This is a genomic window from Mesorhizobium sp. M0904 (genome assembly GCF_040319475.1).
Lineage (GTDB): Bacteria > Pseudomonadota > Alphaproteobacteria > Rhizobiales > Rhizobiaceae > Mesorhizobium.
In genome coordinates, this window is the sequence record NZ_JAMYOC010000013.1 from 100031 (window position 1) to 124329 (window position 24299).

Annotated in this window: 20 protein-coding genes and 2 pseudogenes; 6 read left to right on the forward strand and 16 right to left on the reverse strand. The window is 59.3% G+C overall.

The window, feature by feature from the left end; all coding sequences use genetic code 11:
- Nucleotides 1-44: 44 nt before the first annotated feature.
- From torT to NKH80_RS15740, 9 genes are all read right to left on the reverse strand, one after another.
- A complete protein-coding gene (torT, locus tag NKH80_RS15700; RefSeq protein WP_352992358.1) occupies nucleotides 45-1115 on the reverse strand; it encodes a TMAO reductase system periplasmic protein TorT in 1071 nt (356 codons plus the stop codon).
- Between the two features lie 196 nt (nucleotides 1116-1311).
- Nucleotides 1312-2085, reverse strand: coding sequence for an SDR family NAD(P)-dependent oxidoreductase (locus tag NKH80_RS15705; RefSeq protein WP_352992360.1), 774 nt, complete (start codon nucleotides 2083-2085; stop codon nucleotides 1312-1314).
- A gap of 96 nt (nucleotides 2086-2181) precedes the next feature.
- Nucleotides 2182-2472: a hypothetical protein gene (locus NKH80_RS15710; RefSeq protein WP_352992362.1), complete on the reverse strand. Its 291-nt coding sequence runs from the start codon at nucleotides 2470-2472 to the stop codon at nucleotides 2182-2184.
- Nucleotides 2473-2936: 464 nt separating this feature from the next.
- Nucleotides 2937-4142, reverse strand: a complete 1206-nt coding sequence (gene pcaF / locus NKH80_RS15715; RefSeq protein ID WP_352992481.1) for a 3-oxoadipyl-CoA thiolase — start codon at nucleotides 4140-4142, stop codon at nucleotides 2937-2939.
- 1 nt (nucleotide 4143) lies between these two features.
- The gene (locus NKH80_RS15720) at nucleotides 4144-4938 is read right to left on the reverse strand and encodes a CoA-transferase subunit beta (protein WP_352992364.1); all 795 of its coding nucleotides are present in this window, start codon (nucleotides 4936-4938) and stop codon (nucleotides 4144-4146) included.
- Nucleotides 4935-5792: a CoA transferase subunit A gene (locus tag NKH80_RS15725; RefSeq protein ID WP_352992366.1), complete on the reverse strand. Its 858-nt coding sequence runs from the start codon at nucleotides 5790-5792 to the stop codon at nucleotides 4935-4937. Before NKH80_RS15725 ends, NKH80_RS15720 begins: the two co-directional genes overlap by 4 nt.
- Before the next feature lie 209 nt (nucleotides 5793-6001).
- Nucleotides 6002-7558, reverse strand: coding sequence for an L-piperidine-6-carboxylate dehydrogenase (amaB, locus tag NKH80_RS15730; RefSeq protein WP_352992368.1), 1557 nt, complete (start codon nucleotides 7556-7558; stop codon nucleotides 6002-6004).
- A gap of 436 nt (nucleotides 7559-7994) precedes the next feature.
- On the reverse strand, nucleotides 7995-9392 hold the full coding sequence (gene hglS, locus NKH80_RS15735; protein ID WP_352992370.1) for a 2-oxoadipate dioxygenase/decarboxylase HglS: 1398 nt from the start codon (nucleotides 9390-9392) through the stop codon (nucleotides 7995-7997).
- Nucleotides 9393-9772: 380 nt separating this feature from the next.
- Nucleotides 9773-10888, reverse strand: a complete 1116-nt coding sequence (locus tag NKH80_RS15740) for a saccharopine dehydrogenase family protein (RefSeq protein WP_352992372.1) — start codon at nucleotides 10886-10888, stop codon at nucleotides 9773-9775.
- A 128-nt stretch (nucleotides 10889-11016) separates the two neighbouring features.
- Between NKH80_RS15740 and NKH80_RS15745 the strand changes: the two genes are divergently transcribed.
- On the forward strand, nucleotides 11017-11448 hold the full coding sequence (locus NKH80_RS15745; RefSeq protein ID WP_031194117.1) for an Lrp/AsnC family transcriptional regulator: 432 nt from the start codon (nucleotides 11017-11019) through the stop codon (nucleotides 11446-11448).
- A gap of 138 nt (nucleotides 11449-11586) precedes the next feature.
- Nucleotides 11587-12492 (forward strand): LysR substrate-binding domain-containing protein, encoded by a 906-nt coding sequence (locus NKH80_RS15750; RefSeq protein WP_352992374.1) that lies wholly within the window; start codon nucleotides 11587-11589, stop codon nucleotides 12490-12492.
- A 41-nt stretch (nucleotides 12493-12533) separates the two neighbouring features.
- Here the strand turns inward: NKH80_RS15750 and NKH80_RS15755 are convergent, their stop codons facing one another.
- From NKH80_RS15755 to NKH80_RS15775, 5 genes are all read right to left on the reverse strand, one after another.
- The gene (locus NKH80_RS15755) at nucleotides 12534-13589 is read right to left on the reverse strand and encodes a GlxA family transcriptional regulator (RefSeq protein ID WP_352992376.1); all 1056 of its coding nucleotides are present in this window, start codon (nucleotides 13587-13589) and stop codon (nucleotides 12534-12536) included.
- A 141-nt stretch (nucleotides 13590-13730) separates the two neighbouring features.
- A complete protein-coding gene (locus NKH80_RS15760; protein ID WP_352992378.1) occupies nucleotides 13731-15059 on the reverse strand; it encodes an aspartate aminotransferase family protein in 1329 nt (442 codons plus the stop codon).
- A gap of 20 nt (nucleotides 15060-15079) precedes the next feature.
- Entirely contained in the window at nucleotides 15080-15403 is a 324-nt protein-coding gene (gene fdxA, locus NKH80_RS15765; RefSeq protein WP_352992380.1) for a ferredoxin FdxA, read from the reverse strand.
- 47 nt (nucleotides 15404-15450) lie between these two features.
- Nucleotides 15451-16881 carry a KamA family radical SAM protein gene (locus NKH80_RS15770; RefSeq protein ID WP_352992382.1) on the reverse strand — a complete coding sequence of 477 codons (1431 nt, stop codon included), beginning with the start codon at nucleotides 16879-16881 and terminating at the stop codon, nucleotides 15451-15453.
- Nucleotides 16882-17306: 425 nt separating this feature from the next.
- Nucleotides 17307-18344 carry an IS110 family RNA-guided transposase gene (locus tag NKH80_RS15775; protein ID WP_352907941.1) on the reverse strand — a complete coding sequence of 346 codons (1038 nt, stop codon included), beginning with the start codon at nucleotides 18342-18344 and terminating at the stop codon, nucleotides 17307-17309.
- Here NKH80_RS15775 and NKH80_RS15780 point away from each other — a divergent pair.
- The 4 genes and pseudogenes from NKH80_RS15780 to NKH80_RS15790 all read left to right on the forward strand — a co-directional run bounded on the left by NKH80_RS15780 (nucleotide 18343) and on the right by NKH80_RS15790 (nucleotide 21052).
- Nucleotides 18343-19033, forward strand: a pseudogene (locus NKH80_RS15780) (bifunctional hydroxymethylpyrimidine kinase/phosphomethylpyrimidine kinase). The gene NKH80_RS15775 and the pseudogene NKH80_RS15780 sit on opposite strands and share 2 nt — an antisense overlap.
- A 167-nt stretch (nucleotides 19034-19200) precedes the next feature.
- Nucleotides 19201-20208, forward strand: coding sequence for a proline racemase family protein (locus NKH80_RS15785; RefSeq protein WP_352992385.1), 1008 nt, complete (start codon nucleotides 19201-19203; stop codon nucleotides 20206-20208).
- Between the two features lie 105 nt (nucleotides 20209-20313).
- Nucleotides 20314-20454 (forward strand): annotated as a pseudogene (locus tag NKH80_RS30110) (IS1595 family transposase); the annotation flags it as partial.
- A 136-nt stretch (nucleotides 20455-20590) separates the two neighbouring features.
- Nucleotides 20591-21052: a RidA family protein gene (locus tag NKH80_RS15790; protein ID WP_352992387.1), complete on the forward strand. Its 462-nt coding sequence runs from the start codon at nucleotides 20591-20593 to the stop codon at nucleotides 21050-21052.
- 135 nt (nucleotides 21053-21187) lie between these two features.
- Here NKH80_RS15790 and NKH80_RS15795 read toward each other — a convergent pair whose 3' ends face one another.
- Complete coding sequence (locus NKH80_RS15795) at nucleotides 21188-22309, reverse strand: ABC transporter ATP-binding protein (RefSeq protein ID WP_352992389.1); 1122 nt, start codon at nucleotides 22307-22309, stop codon at nucleotides 21188-21190.
- On the reverse strand, nucleotides 22275-24044 hold the full coding sequence (locus tag NKH80_RS15800) for an ABC transporter permease subunit (RefSeq protein ID WP_352992391.1): 1770 nt from the start codon (nucleotides 24042-24044) through the stop codon (nucleotides 22275-22277). The genes NKH80_RS15795 and NKH80_RS15800 overlap by 35 nt, the downstream gene beginning before the upstream one ends.
- Nucleotides 24045-24299 lie beyond the last annotated feature (255 nt).

Genomic DNA, 24299 nt, shown 5'->3' on the forward strand with positions numbered 1-24299 from the left:
GGGCGGCAGGCCAGGCCGAGGTCTGCCGCCCATCGAAGATGGGACTATTGTACCGAAAATTCAGGCTTCCACCCATCGGGCGCGAAAATCTGCGTCGGGTCGATCTTGTCGACGTTGTCCTTGGTCACGATACCCGGCGCCACCAGCAGAACCTTCTCGTAGTCCTTCTTTTCCAAGGCGCGCACCGCGAGGTCGACGCTGATGCGGCCCATCATGACCGGATACTCGGCGGCAAAGCCAAGCACCTTGCCTTCCTTGACCAGCTTCAGCATCGTCTGGTTCTCGTAGGACGACATGATCACGACATCGTCGCGGCCGGCGTCGGCGACGGCACTGACGGCCGCTTCCGCCGCCGCGGCCCCGCCCCAGATGACATTGAGATCCGGATAGGTCTGCAACGCGTCCTCGACGATGCGCAGGCTTTGCGGAACGCCGGGCTCCCCATAGAGCTCGGCCGCGAGCTTGATGTTGCCGGTTTTGGTGCTGTCGCGGAAGCCCGCCATATAGCTCTCCGCCCAGCCCGATCCCTGCGGACCCGGCAGGCCGATCGCGGTCGTCTTTTTGTCGCCGAGGTACTTCTTGAGGTACTCACCCTCCTGAAAGCCCTTCTGGTAGGTATCGGGAGTGATGCGCGCGGTGATCGGAGTTTGCAGGATGGGATTGGCGACGGCGATCTGGACAAGGCCTTTGGCGTCGCCCTCCTTCAGCTTGGCCGCCAGACCGGCTTCCGAGATGGCTGCGACGAGGATGCCCTGGGCACCGGATGCGACGCAATCGTCGTATTGCGACAGCTGCTTGGGCAGCGCGTCATAGCCGCCAGCCTGAAGGACCGTCACTTTGACACCCAGGCGCTTTGCTTCCTCAACGATACCGTAGTCCACCGAGACCCAGTAGCTGTCCTTGAGGTGCGGAAACAAGACGCACAGGTTCCAGGGCTTCTCGGCCTTTTCCAGCGGCACATAGTCGAGTGCCTCGACTTTTTTCAGATCGCCGCCCTTGGCCGCGTTGATCTTGAAGGGCCACCAATCCTTGGCCTGGGCGGCGTTGGGCAGGACGGCCACGCTGGTGACGAAAGCCGCCGCGAGCATGGATTGGAAAGCGCGAGTCTTGGTCATGTGATTCCCCATTTGTTTCGTGTGTTCCCGGGTGGGGAGCCGGCAAATTCGCCGGCTCCCCGGTCTGCCTTGGGAGCAGAGATACCTGCTGATGCGTGGAAGTCACCGTTTCGGCGAATGCGCCTTAGGGTTCGTCCGCGCTGTCGCTCACTCACAAAGCCACCGTACTACTTATAAGTTATAAGTCAACTGGCTTTCACAAGCCGTTGCTGATTTCAGGCAGGGTGAGCGCCTTCAACCCCGCGCTCTCGCCGCCGTCGACCGGCATGACGATGCCGTTGACGAAGGATGAAGCCGGCGACAACAGCCAGGCCACGGCCTCGGCGACGTCTTCGGGAGTTCCCAAACGACCCACTGGAATGCGGCTTTCCAGCAGAGCCTTGCGGCCAGGAATGGCTAGCGTGCCCGCCATCATCCGGGTTGCGATCTGGCCGGGGCAGACGGCGTTGAAGCGCACGTCGCTGATTTCCAATGCCAGCGATAGGGTCAAGGCGATCAGCGCGGCCTTGGAGGCCGAGTAGATGGCCAAACCCTCCTCGCCCATCAGCCCGGCCACCGATGACATCATTACCACCGATCCACGCGCAGCGCGCAGTCCTGGCAGCGCCGCGCTGGTAAAGATGAACGACGAGCGTGCATTCACCGTCATGATCTCGTCCCAGTCACTGACGGTGGCGCTCTCGAAAGCCCCTCGCCCCGTCATGCCGGCGTTGTTGACCAGTCCGGCGATCTTTCCATTCCCGAGTGTCATCGCGGCATTGATGGCGGTTCGGCATTCGCCTTCGTCGCGCACATCACAGGCAATGAAACGCGCATTGGCGACACTGGACACGATTTCTCGCGCGGCAGCCTGGTCGCGACCGATGAAGACGACGGCCGCGTTCTCCTGCTTGGCAAGGCGCCGGACACAGGCGGCGCCAATGCCATGCGTACCGCCGGTTACGACATAGATGTTTTCTGTCTCGCTCATGGTAGTCCTATGAATGATCGGCTCAACGAGCCAGATTGCGCTGTGACGCTTCTAGCGAGGCTCGCGCAATTCGGTTCCCGCCCACGTTGGGGCGGCTCACGGCGCGCGCCGATCGTGTTGAAGGGCGTGGCGTCCCGCGTCGTGGCATGACGAACCGCGGCGGTCCGGCATCGCCAAGGCACCGAAGAAAATGGTGAAACCCGGACGTTCAGTGACCTTGCCTTGCCTATCCGGGAATAGCACGACGTTGGCATCACGATCGTAAGCTTCGAAGGAATCCATCGTCAGGCCGAACCACTGAAAATTGTTCTCGTGGAACCGCTCATTCGCCGGAATGCGACGAAGACCCCGCTGATGCTCGACGATCCCGACGATGCTGCTCATCATTCGCCACGAATAGCTTCTGAAAGCGAGGATCACGAGATGCGGCCCCACTGCGGGTAAGGAACAAACGCTGCGACATGCCCAACTTATAACTTATACGCTCTCTGTCAACGGGAGCGTTTTTCCAGATTGGAATAGGGGCGCCTTCGGCCTGCGACGGCTGCCGGGAACATGACGACGGTGCCGCGCGAGCGCGTTCCACACTGCCTTTTTATGCGACTTTCGAGGCACAGACCATGAACATGGGATGACCGGTATTTGGTTCAAACTCCACCTGAAGACAACCCGGCCCATCGAGTGACTGACGACCCGACAGCGCTACCAAGACCACCCTGAAATGGCGGCAATCTTGGCTGCGGATTGATCGAATGCCAATCGGCGATGCGCTCAAGGAACGCCGGTTTGGCAAATAACGCAAAGTTATTTGCGGAGAATTACGTCGGTCCGCTGTACTGATCACCGGAGAGTTACACCTGCTGCAACGCGATCGCGATACCCTGGCCGACGCCGATGCACATTGTGGCGAGCGCATAGCGGCCGCCGCGTTCGCGCAATTCCAGCACCGCGGTGCCTGATATGCGCGCCCCCGACATGCCGAGCGGATGGCCGAGCGCAATGGCGCCGCCATTCGGGTTGACGTGCTCGGCATCCTCGGCGATGCCGAGTTGGCGGAGCACGGCGATGCCTTGGGAGGCGAAGGCTTCGTTTAGCTCGATGACATCGAATTGTTGCGGCGTCAGGCCGAGACGGGCGCAGAGCTTTTGCGTCGCCGGCGCCGGGCCGATGCCCATGATGCGCGGCGCCACGCCGGCGGCGGCACCGCCAAGGATACGAGCGATCGGCGTCAGGCCATATTTCTTCATGGCGGCCTCCGAGGCAACGATGAGCGCCGCCGCCCCGTCATTGACGCCCGACGCGTTGCCGGCCGTCACCGTACCGCCCTGCCGGAACGGCGTCGGCAGCTTGGCCAGCGCCTCGACGGTGGTGCCGGCTCGGGGATGCTCGTCCTTGGCGACGACAACCGGATCGCCTTTGCGCTGCGGGATCGTCACTGGGGTGATCTCCTTGGCCAGCCTTCCATTGGCTTGCGCGACGACTGCCCTGTCCTGGCTGCGCGCGGCAAAGGCATCCTGGTCCGCGCGGGAGATGGCGAACTCTTCCGCGACGTTCTCGCCGGTCTCCGGCATCGAATCGACGCCATACTGCTTCTTCATCAGCGGGTTGACGAAGCGCCAGCCGATGGTGGTGTCGTAGATCTCGGCATTGCGCGAGAACGCCGTGTCGGCCTTGGGCATGACGAAGGGCGCGCGGCTCATCGATTCGACGCCGCCAGCGATCATCAGCTCCGCCTCGCCGGCCTTGATGGCCCTGGCTGCAATGGTCAGCGCATCCATGCCGGAGCCGCACAGGCGATTGACGGTCGAACCGGGAATCTCCTTCGGCAGTCCGGCCAGCAGCAACGCCATGCGCGCCACGTTGCGGTTGTCCTCGCCGGCCTGGTTGGCACAGCCATAGACGACATCGTCGACCGCCTGCCAGTCGATGCCGGGATTGCGCTCGACCAGCGCTCTTAGCGGGATGGCGCCGAGATCGTCTGATCGTACCGAAGACAGCGAACCGCCAAAACGGCCGATCGGCGTGCGGATGTAATCGCAGATATAGGCCTCGGCCATGTCATGCAGCCTTTGCTTTTCCGGTTCCTTCATGCGCCGCCCTGGTGCGGGCCTGCAGGTCGCGCAATGTCGTGAGTTCGAGTTCGCTTGGCGTCGGCGTTTCGTCAAGCGCCTCGGCGAACCTAACCACCCAGCCACAGCTCTCCTGCACCTGCTGGCGCGTGACGCCGGGATGCAGCGAGACGACAGTGAATTCCTTCGTCACCGGATCCGGCTTCCAGATGGCGAGATCGGTGATCAATAGTGTGGGGCCTGCGGTGTCGATGCCAAGCCGTTTGCGATGATCGCCGCCCTCGCCATGGCCGAAGGAGGTGAAGAAATCGATCTTCTCGACCATGCCGCGCCTGGTCTGCGCCATGGTGATGTAGATCTCCTTCGACGACGTCGCGATTTCCGGCGCGCCGCCGCCGCCGGGCAGCCTGGTCTTGGGGTGGAAATAGTCGCCGATGACCGTGGTGTTGATGTTGCCGAACTTGTCGAGCTGCGCCGCCCCGAGGAAGCCGATCGAAATACGGCCGCCCTGCAGCCAGTAGCGGAACATCTCCGGCACCGCGACGGTGGTCACGGCGGTCTCGCACAATTCGCCGTCGCCGATCGACAGCGGCAGCACGTCTGGCGCAGTGCCGATCGTGCCACTCTCGTAAATCAAGGTGATGTCGGGCGCATGCGTCAGCCGCGCCACATTGCAAGCGGCCGACGGTGCGCCGATTCCGACGAAGCAGACATCGTCATTGCGCAGCGCACGGCTGGCGGCGATGGTCATCATCTCGTTGGGGCTGAACGACAGCTCGCTCATGCCGCTTTCCTCAGATGCGCGACGCGGGCCGCGAAATCGTCGGCGCTCTTCTCGATGACGTTGGCCTGCATCCACGCCTGGAATTTCTCGCGGTCGGCGGCGATCTCGTCCCATTCGAGATAGGCGGCATTGTCGCGCGCATAGTAGCCATGCGCGTAGGACGGATGCGAACCGCCGGGCACGACGGATATCGCCGCGATCGTCCAGCGCGGCAGCACGGTCAGGTTGGGGTGCAGATCGTCGAAATTGTCGACCACTTCCTCGACCGTCACCACAGCACGTTTGGCCGCCAGCACAGCTTCCTTCTGGATGCCGATGATGCCCTCGACCATTATATTGCCCTTCCTGTCGGCCTTCTGCGCATGGATGAAGGTGACGTCTGGCCGGATCGAAGGAACGGCCGCCAGCACCTCGCCGGTGAACGGACAAGCCACCGATTTGATGTTCGGATTGACCGTCGCCAGCCCGGCGCCGCGATAGCCGCGAAACACCGCGCAAGGCAGACCGGCAGCACCTGCCTCATAGGCGTTGGCCATGCCGGCATGGCTGTGCTCCTCGACATCGAGCGCGCGCGGATAACCGTTCTCGATGGCGTCGCGGGCGCGCCGCAGCAGGCCGACGCCGGGATTGCCGAGATAGGAGAAGATGATCTTTTTCGCCATGCCCATCCCGATCATCTGGTCGTAGATCAGGTCCGGCGTCATGCGGATCAGGGTCAGGTCGCGAAACCCCTGGCGGATCGCCTCATGCGCGGCGGCTGTCGGGATCAGATGGGTGAAACCCTCGAAGGCAACGGAGTCGCCATTGTTCAAGTTCTCCGCAACGGCTTGTTTCAGCGGCAGGAACTTGACCATCGCAGGAACACTCCAAAAAAGTGGAACATGCGTGCAGGGGATCTGCACGCTTTTTAAAGCGGTTGCTCGCGCCATCTTCGATGTCGTCTCATGTTAGAAGCGCCCTGCCGGTGGGGAGGACACCGGCAGGGCTCACCGCCCATACATCGCGACCGTGGCGCCTGGACATCACAGCCAAGCGTGGCTTCGGGCGGCGACCTCTTCGCTGCCTACTCGACTTCGAACGTCACGCCCTGAGCGAGCGGCAGGCTGCGACCGTAGTTAATGGTATTGGTGGCCCGGCGCATATACGCTTTCCAAGCGTCCGAGCCGGATTCGCGCCCGCCGCCAGTTTCCTTTTCGCCGCCGAACGCGCCACCGATTTCGGCGCCGGATGGGCCGATATTCACATTGGCGATGCCGCAGTCTGAACCTCGCACGGAAAGAAAAGTCTCGGCCTCGCGCAGGTCATTGGTGAAGATCGACGACGACAGGCCTTGCGGAACGGCGTTGTGCAGCCGCAGGGCCTCATCGAAATCACTGTAACGAATCACGTAGAGGATGGGGGCAAAGGTCTCTTTTTCAACCGAACCTGTCTGCTCGGCGATCTCGACCAGCGCAGGGCGGACGTAGTAGGCGTCCTTGCCGAAGCCGGCATCGAGCCTCTCGCCGCCAAAGACCTTGCCGTCAGCGGCCCTTGCGTCGGAAAGGGCGGCCTGCTGTGCGTCGTAGGCTGCCTTGTCAATCAAGGGGCCGATGAGGTTTCCCGATTCGAGAGGGTTGCCGACCGAAACGGAGGCATAGGCCTTCTTCAGTCGCGGAATGAAGCTGTCATAGACGCTGTCATGCACGAACAAGCGCCGCAGCGAGGTGCAGCGTTGCCCGGCGGTGCCCATCGCTGAGAAGGCGATGCCGCGCAGGGTCAGGTCTAGATCCGCGGTGGCGGTGACGATTGCCGCGTTGTTTCCACCCAGCTCCAGGATTGAGCGACCGAAACGGGAGGCGACGCGAGGACCGACCGCGCGGCCCATCGCCGTCGAACCGGTGGCGGAGAGCAGCGGCACCATCGGATGGTCGACCAGCACCTCGCCGATATCCCGGGCGCCGATCAGCACGCTCGCAAGTCCATGTGGCACGCTTCCGCCTTCATCCTGGAAGCGCTTGACCGCCCGGCCGAACAAGGCTTGAGTCGCTCGCGCGGTTAGCGGCGTCTTCTCCGACGGCTTCCAGACGATAGAGTTCCCACAGACCAGGGCAAGCGCCGCGTTCCACGACCAGACGGCGGTAGGGAAGTTGAATGCCGAGATGATGCCGGTGACGCCGAGTGGATGCCAGGTTTCCATCATGCGGTGCTCGGCACGCTCGGTAGCGATCGTCAAGCCGTACAACTGACGGGACAGGCCGACCGCGAAGTCGCAGATGTCGATCATCTCCTGGACCTCGCCCAGGCCCTCCGAAGGGATCTTGCCCACTTCTATCGAGACAAGACGTCCGAGGTCAGCCTTGGCCACCCTGAGCTCCTCGCCAAGCAAACGGATCAGTTCGCCGCGCTTAGGCGCGGGCACCAGTCGCCACTCGAGGAAGGCCGAATGCGCGTTCTCAATGGCTTTGTTGGCGTTTGCGGTATCGACCGTCTTCACTCGCGCTAGCGTCTCGCCCGAAATGGGTGATCTCACGATGAGCTCGCCAGCGGTCAGGGCGGCGACATCGACCCCGCAGCGATTGAGGATCGCGGCGACCTCGTCGGCGAGCGATGGACGGGCGATCTGCGTGGCGTGGGAAGTCATGGTGTTCCTCCAAATGTTAGGAATGCGTATTGGCGGCGACAGGTGCGTGACAGAGATGCGGTAAGTTGGTGGCACCGGGAGCGTACCTGCTTCAGCAAGAAGCCTCGCTTGAGCAGGTTCCTGTTCCGCGACCTTTCAATGGCCACACCGACGTCGGCAACTGACTGTTGATGCCGGTTTCCACCGCCACGGCCCGAAAGCGGTGTGCGCTCAAAATCGCCTGAAGCGGCAGGAGTAATAACGCGGTCTAAGTCGTCTTCCTCACGTGGATGAAGAACCGTGACCGGTACGATAAGAAAGATGCTGTCGTTGGCGGCGAGCAGAATTCGGCTAGCGAGGCTGGGCGGGAAGTCGCCACAGCAACCGGAGCGCCCCAGCGCGCCAAAGATCCGCAATAAATCGGCCGTCGCGGCCTTTCCGATCCGCTGCACTGTGTTCATGGCGCTTTGCGTGCTGCTTTGCTCAACTGCGCCAATGCCTCGTCGATCGAGTCCTGTTGCGCCTCGGCGTAGAGATCAAGTTCGTTGGCGACCTTAACTCCCAAGCCTTGTTCGAAAACGCCCCGATTGGAACATTCCGAATAGTTCCGTTGCTCGTCGGTACCGAGATTCGATTGGAAGATTCCCGCGGCGCTGACCGGCAGAAAATCTTCATAGATGATCGGATCGAAATGCAAATGGCCGCTCGCGACGAGCTCATCGACTGATCGCAGGATCTGCTTGCTTGCAGCAGCGGCAAGGCCTTCCCGAGTCGGTGCGTAGCGAAAATAGGCGAGCCCTTGTTCGCGAAGTGCGTTCCAACTGTCGGGAAACTCCTTGAACCGCTCTGTCAGTTGGCTCTCGTAGGTACCGGCATGATAGCCTGCCACGCCAACCTGGACCTGGCGGCGAGCCGACGCCAGGAGCCTGTCATAGAGCTTGCGTCCCTTCGGCGTAAGCGCAACACCGCGCTGCTCGATTTCACCGAACCGGGCCGTGTGCCTGCCCTCTACCAAGGCCCCTTCTGCTGCTTTGAACTCGATTCGCTCCTCGAGCGCCTTGAAGCTGGTCTGGCGAAGCAGGATCGGGCACTCGCGACGCGGCGGGCCCTCGATGACCGCCTTGGGCGTGATGCCGCGTTTGGGCATGCTGGCCTGCACCGCGTCTATGTCAAGCGTGCGCGGCGTCAGGTGGTTGATGTGCGGTCCGCGGAAACTCACGACGTCGGCAATCAGCCGGTGAGCGCCGTGCAGCTTGTTGTAGGTGGCAAGCGTCACGGTGGCGTCGCTATGCCAGCGGAAAGTCTCCAGAACCTCGCGTACAAACTCCTCGGCCTCAGCCTGCTCAAGGCCGCCCTCGGCCTCGAAGACCTCGACGAGTTCGAGTGAGCGCGGGGTGAAGATCTGTCGCTGCGCTAGTATGCACGCCGCCATTTTGCGCAGCGCTTCGTCCTCGATCAGCTCGAGGCGAAGAAGCGAGGTGAAAACGCGGAACGGGTTGTTTCGCAACGCTTCGTCTTCGACAGGGCGAAAGGCCGTGGAATGGACAGGCACGCCAGCGACCGACAGATCGTAGTAGCCGACCGGATGCATGCCGAGCACCGCAAAGATGCGGCGGATGTTGAAGAGTTCTTCCGGCGTGCCGAGACGAATGGCGCCGTGACGCTCGACACCGAGCCGGTCCAACTCGTGGCTGCGGCGCAATGCCTGTTCCAGCTCCGGGTCACTCGCCATCGTTGCAGTGTTGATGTCGGTTACCAGCCCAATGAGGGTGCCATACTGCGGCACCTCGGTGCGGTACATCTCCGACATGGCGTTCGAAAACAGCGACCGGATCTCGTCGGCGTGTACCGTCATCGAAGATATCCTGAACGACTTTATCTGAGCATGCACGGTCATACGGACCTCCTGAATGCCAACCGGAGAAAGAAGCAGCCGACGCTTGCGACTGCTCGAGGGATCTGGATGCGATCAAACCATCCTTCTGCCGGCTTCGATATCGACATCTATTCAGAAGTTCATTCCGAATTGGAATGAATACAAATTGAGACGGCTCGATCGACAGCGTCACGCAACTTCAGATTAATCTACATGTTGCACCGCGTTCACGCGTCGATTTGACAGCTTGAGCCCGGAGCAATTTCGCCGTGAACACCAGGCCCCCCGCCTGGGGTTAAGGCGAGGTCTAAGCGTGGAACTTCCGCCGACCGACAAGGAAGGAAGGGGGAGACGCCTGGTCATGCGGCGACAGTAACACCATAGCCCTTCACCGGTTCTCCCTGGCGGTAATAGACGCCGAAGCGGTTTCGCAAAAATGCATCGAGGGCAATGTCTTCCTGGCGAACGAAGCCGGAGGCCGGAATATCGCCATCAGCAAGCAGATCGAGTACCGCGCAGATGCTGGAAGCGGTCGTAACCTGGATCGCGCTCGTGGTGCGGCCGCCAATCTGCGTGCTGTAGATCTTGTTCGCATAGGTCTCTTGGATCAGGCGGCCGCTTCTGCGCCCGGAAACCGTGACAAACACGATCACGACGTCCTGTAACGTCGTCGGCAGGGCGTTTTCGAGTATATCCTTCAATACCTCGCGGCGGTGCCGTAGCCCCAAGTCGTGCAAAAGCGCCTTCATGATCGCGGCGTGGCCAGGATAGCGGATGGTTCGATAGTTGAGCGTATTGACCTTGCCCTTCAGCGTTTCGCACAGCGTCCCCAATCCGCCGGAGGTGTTGAAGGCCTCATAGGTTACGCCGTCGAGCGAGAATTCTTCCCGCTCCTCCAGTGCCGGCACTTCAATTAACTCGCCGTTGACGACGGCCTCGCAGGGCTGGATGTACTCGTTGATGACCCCGTCCGTGCTCCAGGTGAGGTTGTAGTTCAAGGCGTTGCTCGGAAACTGCGGGAGTGCGCCAACGCGCAGCCGCACGCTGTCGAGGCTGTCGAACTTGCGGGCAAGGTCGCTCGCCACGATGGAGATGAAACCGGGCGCCAGACCGCATTGTGGAATAAACGCTGTCTTGGCTGTCTTGGCGATCTGTTTCACCTGCCGAGTAGATTCTACATCCTCCGTGAGGTCCAGATAATGCACCCCAGCTTTGGCAGCGGCAGTGGCGATGAAAACTGTAAGCTGGAAGGGCGCCGCGCTTAGCACAGCAAATTTGCCGGTCAACTGGGCCGACAAAGCTGCTTCGTCGGTGATATCGAGGATTGCCGTCGAAAGGGCGGGACCACTTTCAATTTCCGCCAGTTGATCCGCGCTTCGGTCAACGACTGTCACATGATAGTCCCCGGTATCCGCGAGCAACCGAGCGATCGTGGATCCGATCTTTCCTGATCCGATGACGACGACGTCTTTCATTGTTTCCTCCTGCAACACGACTTAGGTCCGAGCGCGTCATGTCTCTCAGGTCGCGCGGTTGATTTGCAGCGATGAATTTCATAAAACTCCTATTCATTTTGGGCATATCGCAGGGACAGTTTGACAAAATGCAGGTCTCGGCAAAAGATCGCCAACTTCTGATGCTGCTTGCCGAAGACGCGCGCACGCCCATCGCCGTGCTTGCCCGCAAGCTGGACCTCTCACGAACAACCGTTCAGACTCGGTTGGACCGCCTTGAACAGGAGGGGGTCATCGCCGGATATGGCGTGCGGCTGTCAGACACTTACGAGCACGGCCTGGTTCGAGCTCATGTCATGATTGTCCTCAAGTCCAAGGCGCTCGGCGCGGTCGTTCGCGCGCTTCGTGCTCTTCCGGAAGTCATGTCCGTCCATTCGGTCAGCGGGGGCTTCGACCTGATCGCCGACGTTGCCGCGCCATCGATCAGCGAGCTTGACAAGACTATCGACGTGATTGGTGACGTCGAGGGTGTCGAAAAAACCCAGTCGTCGATCATCCTTTCGACGCGATTCCAGCGATAGGCACCGGACTGGTGCCGTGCGGCGGCGCCGGCGACCCAAGCAGCCAACAGCTGCCGAGAGCTGTTGAAATGAACTGGATGAACGTACTAGATACGAAGCATGAGTTCCGCTCACAGAAGGTGGTAGGGTTTGCATTCGGTGGGTCACCACAATCTCCCCTCCTATGCCCTGTTGCGCAGCTTTGAATGCGCTGCGCGTCACGAAAGCTTTACACAGGCGGCCGAGGAGCTTCATCTCACGCAAAGCGCAGTCAGCCGACAAGTCAAAGAGCTTGAAGACATGATGGGCGCGACATTGTTCAGGCGGGTTGGACGACGGGTCGTATTAACCGAGGCTGGCAGGCGGTTTGCGGCGGACCTGGCGATCGATCTCGAGAACCTCAAGCAATCGGTGGTGCGGGCGATTGCAGTCGGCGAGCGAATGTCGACGTTGCGCATCGGCATACTGCCAACATTTGCCAGTCGTTGGCTGATCCCCAGACTAGCGACGTTCCTGGGCGATCATCCCAATATCGAAATCAGGCTGGAAACCCGCACCGTACCGTTCGATCTCACCCGAGAACGCTTCGATGTCGCCATCCATTTTGGAAGGGCCGACTGGCCAGACGCCCGTATGACCAAGCTGTTTGATGAGGAAATGCTGCCGGTAGCATCTCCCAAATTCCGCGACACGCGCATGGCCACCGAGCCGGCGCGTCTCGCGGAGGCTCCGCTGCTGCACCTCATTACCCGCGAGAGCGCATGGATTGACTGGTTTGCCATGAACAACATCCGCGACAAGCGGCTGCTGACCGGCCGGCATTTCGATCAGTTTTCCATGATCATCTCGGCTGCCGTGGCCTCCCTTGGCGCCGCGCTTCTACCCAAGTATCTGATCGAAACTGAGCTCGAGGGGGGAATTCTGATCCCGCTAAGCGACATGGCCTTAAAGACGCATAACAGCTATTTTGTTGTCAGCGCGGCTGGCGACGTCAATCCACAGGTAAACGCTTTTACACGCTGGCTGATGGCGGCGGCCAAACGCGCCCACCGGCCACCAGCATAGCTTCTCACAATTCACCTAAGACTGCGCTGCATTTAGGATGCCTATCTCGACACGACCGAGCATGCCCAGGGACGAACATGACTTGGCAGCCTTCCGAAATGATCTTTGAAGGCTTTCGAAAAATGCGAAGATGAAACATATCCGCAGGCTATTGCCACCTCGATGACCGACATGTCTGTCGTCTCGAGAAGCTGCCGCGCCTTTTTGAGCCTAACCTGAGAGTAATAAGTCATCGGGGTAGTTTTCAGATGCTTTGAGAATAGACGCTCGATTTGGCGGCGCGATAAACTCACTGAGTGAGCGATTTTCTTGAGTGGCAACGGATCCTCTACATGCCCCTCCATCAGCCTGATCACGCGAATGAGCTTTTCGACGGCACCGCTATAGCGCACTCCAAGCGGCACCGATTGGCAATGGTTACCTGTACGAAATCTGTCCGCACTCAACTGACCACAAACTCGCCGGGCCAGGTCCTCTCCGTGCCGAAGGCGGATCATTTCAGCTGCAAGATCGAACGCTGCGAACTCACCGGCGCAAGTTGTAACGGAGGCATGCTGGACAAAGAGGCAATCTTCGGTGACCAAGTCCGAGAACTTTTCCCCTAAAGCTGCAAGTTTCGACCAATGAATCGTGCATCGCATGCTGCCATGTAAGATCCCTGCGTCAGCCAGCAACCAAGCAGCGGTTCCAATCGCACAGATTGGCAATTTGCGGCGACTTTTCGAGCGCAAGAGAGCGGAGAGCAGACGTGATTTTTGCTCTTCGATGCGCTCTCCACCGATTATTACAATCGGTGAATCGTCATCGTTGTTTCTGTAGCAATTGATGTCGATGTCGGGCGAAATTGCGATGCCGCTCGAGCTCAGCACGGGGGACATATCTGTGCCGATGATTCGCCAGCCAAATAACTTTTCGCCGGCGCTGCAATTCGCTTGATAAAACGGTTCTACGAACGAAGAAAGGCTAAGCTGCGAGAACCCTGGCAGAACAAGGATGTTGAGCCTGAGCGTGCTCTCAGATGATGCCTTTCCTTCCGATGAGACTGCGTCGTAGTCGAGGTCTGGTGCGGGCAAGCCTATATTGGCGGTTTCAACCATGGTCAGGCCCTTCGTTTCCGCCTCGCTGCTATAAGGTCGCTAAGGTTGTAGGCTCAGACCCCACTTAGCAGCGGCGTGACGGTCAGCGACCTTGACCTTCCAGCCGCACGTTGCCTCCACATTCCGCGCCCCAGAGGCGTGTTACGAATGAGGCTTCATCTTTCGTAGAGCGATGAGAACCACAGCCGCCATGTCATCGATGTCATGCTCAGACATTGCCGTTGACAGGAAACCAGTACCCGTTTCGACCATGAGCAGGCCGCCGTCGAAGAGATGTCCGACGAATGATGAAAGAAGTGCAGCTTTCTCCGGCGACAGGTAAGCTTGCCGGTAGTTCTCAGGCGCGTCCGCGGATAGGTGGATACGAAACATCGAGCCTCTGCCGGTAACACAAGCAGGCACGTCGGCAGTCTTGATAGCCTCGCCGATCGAGCCGCGTGCGCGGTCGCCCAGTGCGTTGAGCCTGTCAACAGCTTCCCGGTCGTACAACTTCATCGCCGTATGGCCGGCGATCATCGTGATTGGGTTTGCCGAGAAAGTGCCAGAAAGCGGGAAAGGCGCCGGACCATTGAGGGGGTTCAGGACTTCCATCACCTCAGTACTACCGGCAATGGCCCCGACGGGAAAGCCGCCCCCTATCATCTTGCCTAAGGCCGTGATGTCCGGCTGGACATCATACCATTGCTGCGCCCCTCCAAATTTGGACCGGAAAGTGATCACTTCGTCGAAGATCAAGAGCGCCCCGTTATGCTCGGTCCAGCGTCTCAGCGCTTGAATGAAATCTTCGGCCGCTTGTACTACTCCTATGCGATGAGGAAGCAGGTCGACCAGCACGCACGCCAATTGGTCGCGATGTTCGTCGAGTATTTGGAGCGCGCGTTGCACATCGTTGAATGGGATCACAACGACATCGTCGAGTAAGCGCTGAGGCGTCCCGCGCGACACTGCAACGCTAGACGGGCGCTCCGGCTGTCCCCAATTGTCCGGCTTGGCTGTCTGGCTTGCCTCGGCGTAGTCGTAGAGGCCGTGATACGCCCCTTCGACCTTTGCGATCTTGGGCCGCCGGGTGAATGCCCGGGCAGCCTTGAGGCTCGCCATGACCGCTTCGGTTCCCGAATTGACGAAGCGGATTCGCTCAAAGGCAGGATTGCGGCTGCGAATATACTCGGCATAATCGATCTCGACTTCGGTGCCGAGCGTAAACGCGGTTCCTTTCTGCAGCTGTTCGCTGACAGCAGCAGTGATCGCCGGATGTGCATGCCCGTGAATCAGCGAGGCAATATTATTCGCAAAGTCGGTGCGACGGACGCCCTCCACATCATAGACGTAGCACCCCTGCCCCCTCTCGGCGTAGATCGGATGCGGCTTGCGCAAAATCGTGTTTCGGCTGCATCCGCCCGGCAAAATGGACTTGGCGCGCTCAAACAGGGCTGCGCTTTTCGAAATATCCGTATGCAAATTCGCGTCCACAAGGCATCTCCCGATAGCAGCTAGCGGTCCAAATGGCTGAACTTGCCTTGCACCCCATCCCAGGCCGCTGCGTCGGGAAGTGGTTCCTTGGAATCAGTTATGTTGGGCCACAATCGCGAAAGCTCTTCGTTGAGCTCCAAAAAGTGCTTCATATCCGCCGGCAGGTCCGTATCCCGATAGATCGCTTTTGCCGGACACACTGGTGTACAGGCATCGCAATCAATGCATTCGTCAGGGTGAATAACGAGAAAGTTCGGCCCCTCGTAAAAGCAATCGACCGGGCACACATCGACGCAGTCGGTAAATTTGCACTTGATACAGTTCTCGGTGACGACATAGGTCATGTCTGGTCCCCATCCGTTTGGAAATCCCGGATATCTTGTCCGCGCAGCTACTCCGCCGCCTGCAGGAATGCGGGGTTGATCCCATACATGGAATAGAGGCCAGCCTCGTCGAAGATGACGCGATCATCATAGCCGTTGAACCAGATAGCGTCCGGGTTTCGGCCGACGATGGTCACCTTGCACCGGTCGTGGGCATCAGCAGCCGAACGCAACAGCTTGAAGATCACGACGCCTTTTTCACCGCCAGGGACACCCGGCACGGGCTCGTTGGTGACCGCAGCCACTTCGGTCTTGCCCTTGTAGTGAGTGATCGAAAGCCGCGCATGGGCCTCGACGCCCGACAGGCCCTTCTGCGATTCGTTCAGAATCTGCCATGCACGCTCGATCGGGACATTGAACGCCTTGTGCCCGACTATGTCGCGACCACAGAAGAAGTAATGGTTGTTGATGCCGTTTCGAACCATCTCGCGCTGCATAATCCGCAGCGCTTCGGCATCGTCGTTGATATCGCGGATGATCGGCGACTGATTGTGGATGGTGATCCAGTCGCGCCGGGCGAGTTCCTTGACCGCAACCCGCGTGTCAGCAATCCATTCGAGCCCACCACCACGATTGTCGAGATAACCGCCATCCGGTGTCTTGCGGAGAAACTCGTCAGGATGGTTGAAGTGCACCATCATTCGCAGGCTGACGTCCGGATAGGCCTCATGGAAGGCGTCGAGCATCGCAAAGAAAGTCTGGTCGAACCGCTGCGGATGGAAAGCCAATTCCTTGGTCCCGATGCGGATATTCTCGACACCGGCTTCCGTGAGCCCGGCCAACCATGCAGCGATGTTCTTGTTGCCCAGAACCATGGGATCGCCGCCTGACATCAGGATCTCGCGAAGTTTCTCACGGCCGGTTTCTGGATGGCGACCGCCATTCGCCGCCACCGCCCTATTGTGTTCGCGGATGTATTCGACAATCTCTCCGAGCTGCGCCAAGCCTTTAGGAGCAACCGTCCCATCCTCGCGGGCGATCTCCTTGCGGCCGATCAGTTCCTCGCGATAGCAGAAGCGGCAGTGGGCGGAGCAGGTGGACGCCACGTAGAGCAGACCAAGCTCATACTTATGGATCAGCCCTTCGCGCGGGCTGTAGGTCATTTGCTTGCCCGGATCTTCGGCACCGTCGAGATCGTAGGTTTCTTTCGGGCTGGCTTTCACCAGCGTCTGCATGGGTCGGCTGTATTGCGCCTGCTCATAGTAGTGCCGCGTAATCTTGATCGGCATCCGGGCCTCCAGATCTTTCACGGTGCCTTTCAGTTCGAGGATCCGGTCGAGTTCTTCTTGGGAATAGAACCCCCGCATGTCCTGGGACACGTCACCGCTAGCGAACTTGGCTATGCCAGTGATGATCTGCCGGTCGTATTTGCCATTGACCACTTTTTCCAGAAACGACTGCTCACGCTGCGTGGGCATGTATTTTTCGACGGTATTCACAGCGCGCACCTCCAAAGCTGAAGTATTCCATTCCGGCGCAGAAGGTTCCGGAGCGACGTCTTACTTTTACTGCCTCAGTGTCAGATGCCTCCGACCGACTTACAAACGCATATATGTCACCATTCAGTGACCAGCACTCATGAGAGACCTCTCTGATTGGGGTGGTTGAGGTCAAGGTGCTCCTGTACTTTTTTCCTGGGCCGTTCCGCAGGTCACTCGCTTCTCTTCGCGGTCGGCGCCTTGGCCGCCGCATGATGGGGTCAGGAGAGCGAGGTGTCTCAATCTGTTTCACGACCTTGCCGGGTTTAGCGGCAGGTTCGGGTCTCTCAACGAGATCGCCTCGCCCATCGTCCCCACGGAACGATCTGGACGTCGCCCGTTCGGGCGAAAGCTCCTTTCTTACTCCTTCAATGTTTGCGGCGGGTTCACGCCGCCGGGGTGGCAATTTCCTTTCCAAAGCGGAATTCGGTCGCGTCGGCCCAAATCCGGTGCAGGATGACCGCCAGCTTACGGGCCACCGCCACACGCGCCCGCGCCATGCCACGGCGCTTGGCGACATTCATGCCCCATGCCCTCAGGCTCGACCATTTCTTCGAGCGTACGAGCAGCGAATGCGCTGCCTCGTAGAGGGCCGTGCGGGCGAGTTCGTCGCCGCAGCGACTGATCCTGCCCTGGATGTCGGTCTCACCCGATTGGTAGCGCGCGGGCGTCAGCCCCAGATGCGCCCCAACCGCTTGGCTGGAGCCGAACCGCTCCGGCCGGTCGATGGTGGCGCGGAAGGTGAGCGACGTGATCGGGCCGACGCCGGGCGCCGACATCAGCCGCCGGCAGACCTCCTCCTTGCGCACGATGTCGAGAACCTGCCTGGTCAGCCGGGCGAACTCCTTGAGCATGGCGCCGAGGATCGCAAGCAGCGGCTCGACCATCGCCATCACTTCGGCGTCGGCGCCGACCAGCTCGCGCACCCGCCCGGCAAAGGCGGACCGCGACGGCAGGCCCAGCTTGACGCCGGCTTCGCGCAGCATGGCACGCACCACGTTCTCGATCGTGCGCATTTCGTTGAGAACCGTCCGGCGGGCGACCAGCAACGAGCGCCACAGCCGGCATTGTCTGCTCTTCACATGCACCTGCCGGTACCAGCCGGTGCGCATGATCTGCGCCAGCGCGCGGGCATCGTTCCTGTCGGTCTTGTTCGGCATCGTCTTCATGGCCGCATTGGCAGCCCGCGTCTCGATGCAGATCGCCGGCAGCCCTTCGGCGCGCAATCCGTCGTGAAGCCATGCCGTCAGTGAACAGGCTTCCAGCCCGACGCGCTCCAGCACCAGGTCGACTTTACGCAATGCCTCGGCCAAAGCCTGCGGCTCGCTCGCCGCTCGAGCCTCCTTCATGATGCGACCGCTCTCATCGACGACGCAGATCGCGGTCTCTTCCAAAGACACGTCCAGTCCGGCAAAGTACTTCATGGCTGCTCCTTCCCGATGTTTGTGGCGATTCCACATCGACCACGTTCTCACATCACGACAGGAGCAGCCGCCCTCTTCCGGCGTCGGCCGAGACCCCAATCACCCCATCCGTTGGCAGAATGGCGATGATACAGTCAGCCTTCAAATGCGCGTTACGTTGCAAGCCAACAAGGTGGCGGCCATCAAGATCGGCATGCTCGCAACGGCCGAGATCATCGCTGCCGTTGCCACCGTGCTGCGCGACGTTCCGCAGGTGTCGGCAGTGCTCGACCCGGTGGCTGACTTCAGGCCGGGCTCTGTTTGGAAACAGGCGCCATCGCCGCCACGAAACGTGATCTGTTACCGCTTTGCTCTCTCATCCCCCAATCTCATCGAGTTGGCGCTCCTTATTGACGCGGAACTGGCGGCAGACGAGAGCGGTGAGCCTGGGACGGAAATTGCTGGCAGCTGGCACGCAAGCCCTGCTGATCAAGTGGGAGCACGCTGCGGGACCCCGTTCGGTAGACATTCTCATTCGTCCCAATCAAGGACCCATGCGCTTCGATACTCCCCGACTGGCAGCAATCCGCGGCACCGGCTGTGCCCTGGCTAGCGCGATAGGAGCCGCGAACCACGAGGTTCGCACCGGATGGGAGGCCGCATCACGCCACGCTTATTTTCAAGCTATGCATATATCAGGAATGAATTAACCCATGCCGACTATATATTTTCCAGGCTGTTTCATTTCTGAAATGATTCCACAGCGCTGAGAAAGCGCATCTGCGACACGTCGGGAACTCCGACCGGGGTCATACTTTCGTGGATATGAAATAACACTGAGCTGCTATGACGGCTTGAACAGTGGGGCGCTTATACAATGCATATTTGTAACCAGGTATTCGCGATTGATCATCACCACGGTCAGGCAAGTCGGACGATTTTGTCTGGCTACCCATCTATACGCGGCGCCACTATGCGGGAGAAAGCTGCGTATTACTCCGATAACATGAGTTGGATTCATGAAAGCCTACTCCGTGAGCCGCGTGGGCATCGCAATATGCTCGGATCCATTGTCACAGATCCGGTTTCCGACGAGGCTGCATTCGGAGTCATTTTCCTGCACCCATCAGGGATGTTCGACGGCTGTGGTGACAGCACGTTTGCGACCGCCACGGCCGCCATTGAGAGTGGTCTCGTGAAGGCCGTAGAACCGATCACTCGCTTTACTATCGATAGCGTCCTTGGACCGTTGCATATCGAAGCCGACGTGAACGGTGGAGTGGTGTCCGAGGTGCGCTTTGGGAATGTTCCCTCGTACTGCGTTGGTAGCTTCGAAGCAGCACTCCAAGATAGACGGAGGATCACCATAGATGTGTCTTTCGGCGGTCTTTATTATGGTTTTATCGACGCCGACGCGCTCGGGCTTGAGTTGGCGCCGGAAGCTGAACCCCAAATAGTCTCTATCGCTCAGGAACTTTGGCGCAATCTGGGACAAGAGTTGGCCATCAAGGACGATGAGATGGACCGTAATGCAAAGTTGGATCTTTTCACGTTTGTAAGGCGCCAGAGTTCGGAGACAGGCTGCCACTATCTTGTCGCGAATGTGTACCCTCCAGGTAGTATGGGGCGCACCCCTTCCGGAACCGGTACCAGTGCACATATGGCGCTACGCGCAGCTCAGGGCGAACTGAAGGACGGTGATCTGTTTATCCAGGAGAGCGTGCTCGGGATGACATTCCGAGGACATTTTACAGCATGCACCCTCAGCCGAGGCGGGTTGGGCATAAATCCCGTGGTAGGAACCAAGTCTTATATGATGGGGATCAGCCATTTCGTGATCGACCCGGCAGATCCATTTGCGCGCGGGTTCATCATGCCCGCCTAACACCAAAGAGGCACCATCAATGACAGGGAATAGACGAGGGAAACTACCGCAGTGAATTGTGCACTCAGTGCGGCGCTCTTACTACCAGCTCACTTTACGATCCGGTTATCAGGCCTCTGGCTGATGCTACCAATAGACAAGGGAACTCGTCCATCTTGGCCGAGGCCCTCGGTGTCAGTCAGCCGAAGGCTTGGCACATGGGCCATTGCCTTGCGCCTTATGGTCGGGCGCGAGCAGGCCCTTGACGCCGATTGATAATTGATAGCAGGGCTCCTTCGGAGATCTTCTGCAACACTAAGAGTCCCCGCTTGGCGGAATTCCTGTGCAGTGCCCGTACTTGGTGCGTTGAATATGAAATCACAAAACTGAGAAAAATCCATCGATGACGCCTGAAGAGAAGCTCGCCTCCCTTGGTCTTGTGCTGCCGAAGGCTCCCGTACCGGCCGCCAATTATGTACTTTACCGCTTTGCCGGCAATCTCCTCTACCTCTCGGGCCAAGGGCCCAAACGAGCCGACGGCAGCTATCGGCCAGGCCGCCTCGGCCGCAATGTTACCATCGAGGAGGCCTATGAGGATGCACGCCTGACCGGGCTCAACCTGCTGGCGGTCGCGAAATCGGCTCTGGGCGAGCTCAGCCGCATCGACTCCGTAGCAAAGCTGCTTGGTATGGTGAATGCCGAACCTGATTTCCCTGAACACCCCAAGGTCATTAACGGCTGCTCTGATCTTTTGGTCGAGGTGCTAGGTGATGCCGGCCGGCACGCCCGCTCGGCCGTCGGCATGGGCTCACTGCCCAACCAAATGACCGTCGAAATCGAAGCCATTCTCCTGGTCCGGGACTGAAGGGGGACAGTGATGAGTACCCAGGTCCTCAAGGATAATGTTCCCCGCTATGCCAACAAGTTAAAAGGGAGTGACCGCATTCCCATAGCAGATGAGCGATTCTAAAAAGCTGTCGTGCAACGCTCCCGAGCCGCTTCAGTTCAACACGATGCAGTTTTCCGCATCCCAGGATACAGTGACTGGAGTTCCGTCGGCAAGTTGGGTCTGCCCCCGATTCTGCTGTTTGACCGTAATGGTTTCATGTTCGCAGCGAACCGCATATCGCGTCATTTCGCCCAGAAACAGTGCATCCTCAACGACCCCATTGAGGAAATTCTGGGTGGTTGGGACTAGGCCCCGCGGGCTAATATCAACATGCTCCGGCCGCACAAAGAGCCATCCCGCTTCGCCCCCCAATTGCCCGGACAAGCGAGCGACGCCTGAGGTAAGGCCGCCGATAGTCACTTTGCCCGCGCCATTTTCGATATGGTCGACACGGCAGGGGAGTAGGTTGGACTCACCGACGAACGACGCGACGAAGCGGTCTTGCGGACTGTAGTAGAGGCTCCTGCTGTCGGCTACTTGAACGAGCCTGCCTTCATTGATGACAGCTACGCGGTCGGACATGGTAAGCGCTTCGTCCTGATCGTGGGTAACGAAGACGACGGTCATATTCAGTTCGTTCTGGATGCGCATGATTTCGATTTTCATGTGTTCGCGCAGATTGCGGTCGAGAGCACCGAGCGGTTCGTCCATGAGCAGGATGCTCGGATTGAAGACGACGGCGCGTGCAAGGGCAATGCGTTGCTGCTGTCCCCCGGAAAGCTGATTAGGGTAGCGGTCGCGGTACTCGACCATCTTGACCAATTGCAAAGCGCGCAGGACTTTTTCCTCCGTCTCGGCGCGCCCAACCCTTCGGACCGTAAGGGGAAACGCGACGTTTTCGGCCACGGTCATGTGTGGAAAGAGCGCATAGTTCTGGAACACCATGCCGATGCCGCGCTCATAAGGCGGCACGTCCACGATGGAGCGCGAGCCGAGCAACATGTCGCCACCACTCGGCGATTCGAAGCCGGCGATCATTTTCAGCGCGGTGGTTTTGCCGGAACCGGACGGACCAAGAAAGGTCAGGAACTCGCCCGGCTTAACGTAGAGGTCGAAGTCGCGCACGACGTGGAGCGCCCCATACCACTTCTGGATTTTCTTCATCTCAAGGCTGGTGGACATCATTGCCTCCGATCGTTCATTTTCTGGCACTGATTGAGGTGCGGTTTTCATGCCGTACCCTGATCCACTGAACGGTCAGGATCGATACGATTACGAGCGCGACGATGAAGGTCGAGGCGGTACTGAGTAGCGGGTTAACCTGAAACTTGATGTCGCCCCAGAATTTCATCGGCAGCGTTGGCGTCTGTCGTCCAAGCAGAAAGATGCTGACGAGCAGTTCGTCGAACGAGGTCAAGAAGGCGAGAAGACCCGCGGTAATCAGCGCCGGCTTGAGGATCGGCAACGTCACTAGGCGAAGCACCTGCGTTGGACGCGCGCCGTGGACCGCCGCAGCCCTCTCGAGCGATTGGTCGAAACCACGCAACGCGGCAGCCATGACTACAATGACATAGGGCACCGACAGAAGAACGTGTCCAATCACCAGCCCAATGAAGCTGCCGAGCAGGTGAATGCGCGCTTCGAAGACGTAGAGCGACGTCGCGACGATGACGACCGGCACCATGAGAGGCGAAAGCGAGAATAGGAAAAGTACCCTCTTGATTGGCAGCGTAGTGCGGACCAGCCAGAAGGCGCCCATGGTGCCGATGATCGTCGCGAGTAGCGCAGAGGTGAGCCCGAGCTTAGTCGAGAAGAGGAAGGATGCCTGCCAGTCCGTGGCGTTCGCCAACTTCTGCCACCACTGCAGCGAGAAGCCTGGGGGAGGAAAGACGACGAAAGGGGACGAACTGAACGAAAGGACGACAATGACGATCAGGGGCGCCGTAAGAAACACGAGGACGACGATCGTGTAGATCCAAAGCCAGCGCGATTTGCGGGTCAAAAGCGGCTTAGTCATCGCATGAACCAGAGTTTCGGCAGCAACCAGGAGCGGGTCCAAAGTCCGTTTCGCGCCCTTTAAGGCGCGGGTTCTCGCACCAGGCGGCCGGTTCGATAGGTCGGCGATCGATGGAGACCAGATCATTTCGAGCGGAATGAAGAGGCTTGCGAGGAAGAGCGTGGCGATTGTCACTAGCAGGAGCACGATCGACGACGCATAGCTGAGTTCGAAATTCAGCAGCGTCGTCATCTGCGTGACTATCAGCTGCGATATCATGGTGTCGCTCGGCCCGCCGAGAAGGGCCGGCGTGATGTAGAAACCGATCGCAACGATGAAGATCAGGATCCCGGCGGAGAAGACGCCCGGAAGCGACATCGGGAAATAGACGCGCAGGAATGCCTGCGCCGGTTTCGCACCAAGAATTTGCGCTGCACGAGCGAAATCATGATCGATCCGCACCATCGACGAATACATCGTGAAGATCGCCATGGGGATGAACACGTGTGTCATGCCGATGATCACTGCGAAGGTCGTATTAAGGAGGGGCAGTGGCTCGCTGACAAAGCCGAGCCGGAGAAGTGCGTTGTTGATAATCCCCTCGCGGCCAAGGATTATGATCCAAGCATAGGTCCGGATAAGAAAGGCGGTGAATAGCGGGATCAGAATGAATATGGTCACAATCGATAATGCGCGCGGCCTCATCTTCGTGAGCAGATACGCAACCGGGTATCCTGCGGCCAGTGACACTACGGTCACGATCAGCCCAATCTTCAGGGTATACAACAGGATCTTAAGGTTGGTCTCGTTGGAGAGTGTGCGCGCGTAGTGCGCAAAGTTCAGCTTGGTACCTTCGACGCTGCCCCACAGGATAAACGACAGCGGAATGACGAGGAAACCGATCAAAAGCACAACGAGCGGACCAGCAATGATGCTGCCGCGAATCAAGGGCTTTGCCAGGAAGATGCTCATGCGATTTCGCCTCTTGTCCGCGAGTGATGCGGCCGAACCAGTGGCTATTTCTGTTGTCAACATCACACTCATACAAATGTCGCTCCTGGTTTTCATCCCATACCGCCAATAATATTTCCGGGACGGCGGCGGCCAGCACCGAACCTCCTTTCGGGACACCTCGACGCGTCTTGCGCGTAGGATCGCCTCCTCTCGCGCTGATTTCCATCAGCGTCTCATCAAACCGGCTACAGATCGTGCCAAGACGCTAGCGCT

Excerpts from the sequence above, each read along its gene's own strand:
- hglS (WP_352992370.1), bottom strand. The coding sequence starts at position 9,392 with ATGACGGTACACGCCGACGAGATCCGGTCGCTGTTTTCGAACGCCATG.
- amaB (WP_352992368.1), bottom strand. The coding sequence starts at position 7,558 with ATGACTTCCCACGCCACGCAGATCGCCCGTCCATCGCTCGCCGACGAG.
- NKH80_RS15740 (WP_352992372.1), bottom strand. The coding sequence starts at position 10,888 with ATGAAAGACGTCGTCGTCATCGGATCAGGAAAGATCGGATCCACGATC.
- NKH80_RS15795 (WP_352992389.1), bottom strand. The coding sequence starts at position 22,309 with ATGAAAACCGCACCTCAATCAGTGCCAGAAAATGAACGATCGGAGGCA.
- NKH80_RS15790 (WP_352992387.1), top strand. The coding sequence starts at position 20,591 with ATGACGCCTGAAGAGAAGCTCGCCTCCCTTGGTCTTGTGCTGCCGAAG.
- NKH80_RS15800 (WP_352992391.1), bottom strand. The coding sequence starts at position 24,044 with ATGAGCATCTTCCTGGCAAAGCCCTTGATTCGCGGCAGCATCATTGCT.
- NKH80_RS15775 (WP_352907941.1), bottom strand. The coding sequence starts at position 18,344 with ATGAAGTACTTTGCCGGACTGGACGTGTCTTTGGAAGAGACCGCGATC.
- fdxA (WP_352992380.1), bottom strand. The coding sequence starts at position 15,403 with ATGACCTATGTCGTCACCGAGAACTGTATCAAGTGCAAATTTACCGAC.
- pcaF (WP_352992481.1), bottom strand. The coding sequence starts at position 4,142 with ATGGCCGAGGCCTATATCTGCGATTACATCCGCACGCCGATCGGCCGT.
- NKH80_RS15755 (WP_352992376.1), bottom strand. The coding sequence starts at position 13,589 with ATGGTTGAAACCGCCAATATAGGCTTGCCCGCACCAGACCTCGACTAC.
- NKH80_RS15745 (WP_031194117.1), top strand. The coding sequence starts at position 11,017 with ATGCAGGTCTCGGCAAAAGATCGCCAACTTCTGATGCTGCTTGCCGAA.
- NKH80_RS15710 (WP_352992362.1), bottom strand. The coding sequence starts at position 2,472 with ATGATGAGCAGCATCGTCGGGATCGTCGAGCATCAGCGGGGTCTTCGT.
- NKH80_RS15720 (WP_352992364.1), bottom strand. The coding sequence starts at position 4,938 with ATGAGCGAGCTGTCGTTCAGCCCCAACGAGATGATGACCATCGCCGCC.
- NKH80_RS15785 (WP_352992385.1), top strand. The coding sequence starts at position 19,201 with ATGCATATTTGTAACCAGGTATTCGCGATTGATCATCACCACGGTCAG.
- NKH80_RS15705 (WP_352992360.1), bottom strand. The coding sequence starts at position 2,085 with ATGAGCGAGACAGAAAACATCTATGTCGTAACCGGCGGTACGCATGGC.
- torT (WP_352992358.1), bottom strand. The coding sequence starts at position 1,115 with ATGACCAAGACTCGCGCTTTCCAATCCATGCTCGCGGCGGCTTTCGTC.
- NKH80_RS15725 (WP_352992366.1), bottom strand. The coding sequence starts at position 5,792 with ATGGTCAAGTTCCTGCCGCTGAAACAAGCCGTTGCGGAGAACTTGAAC.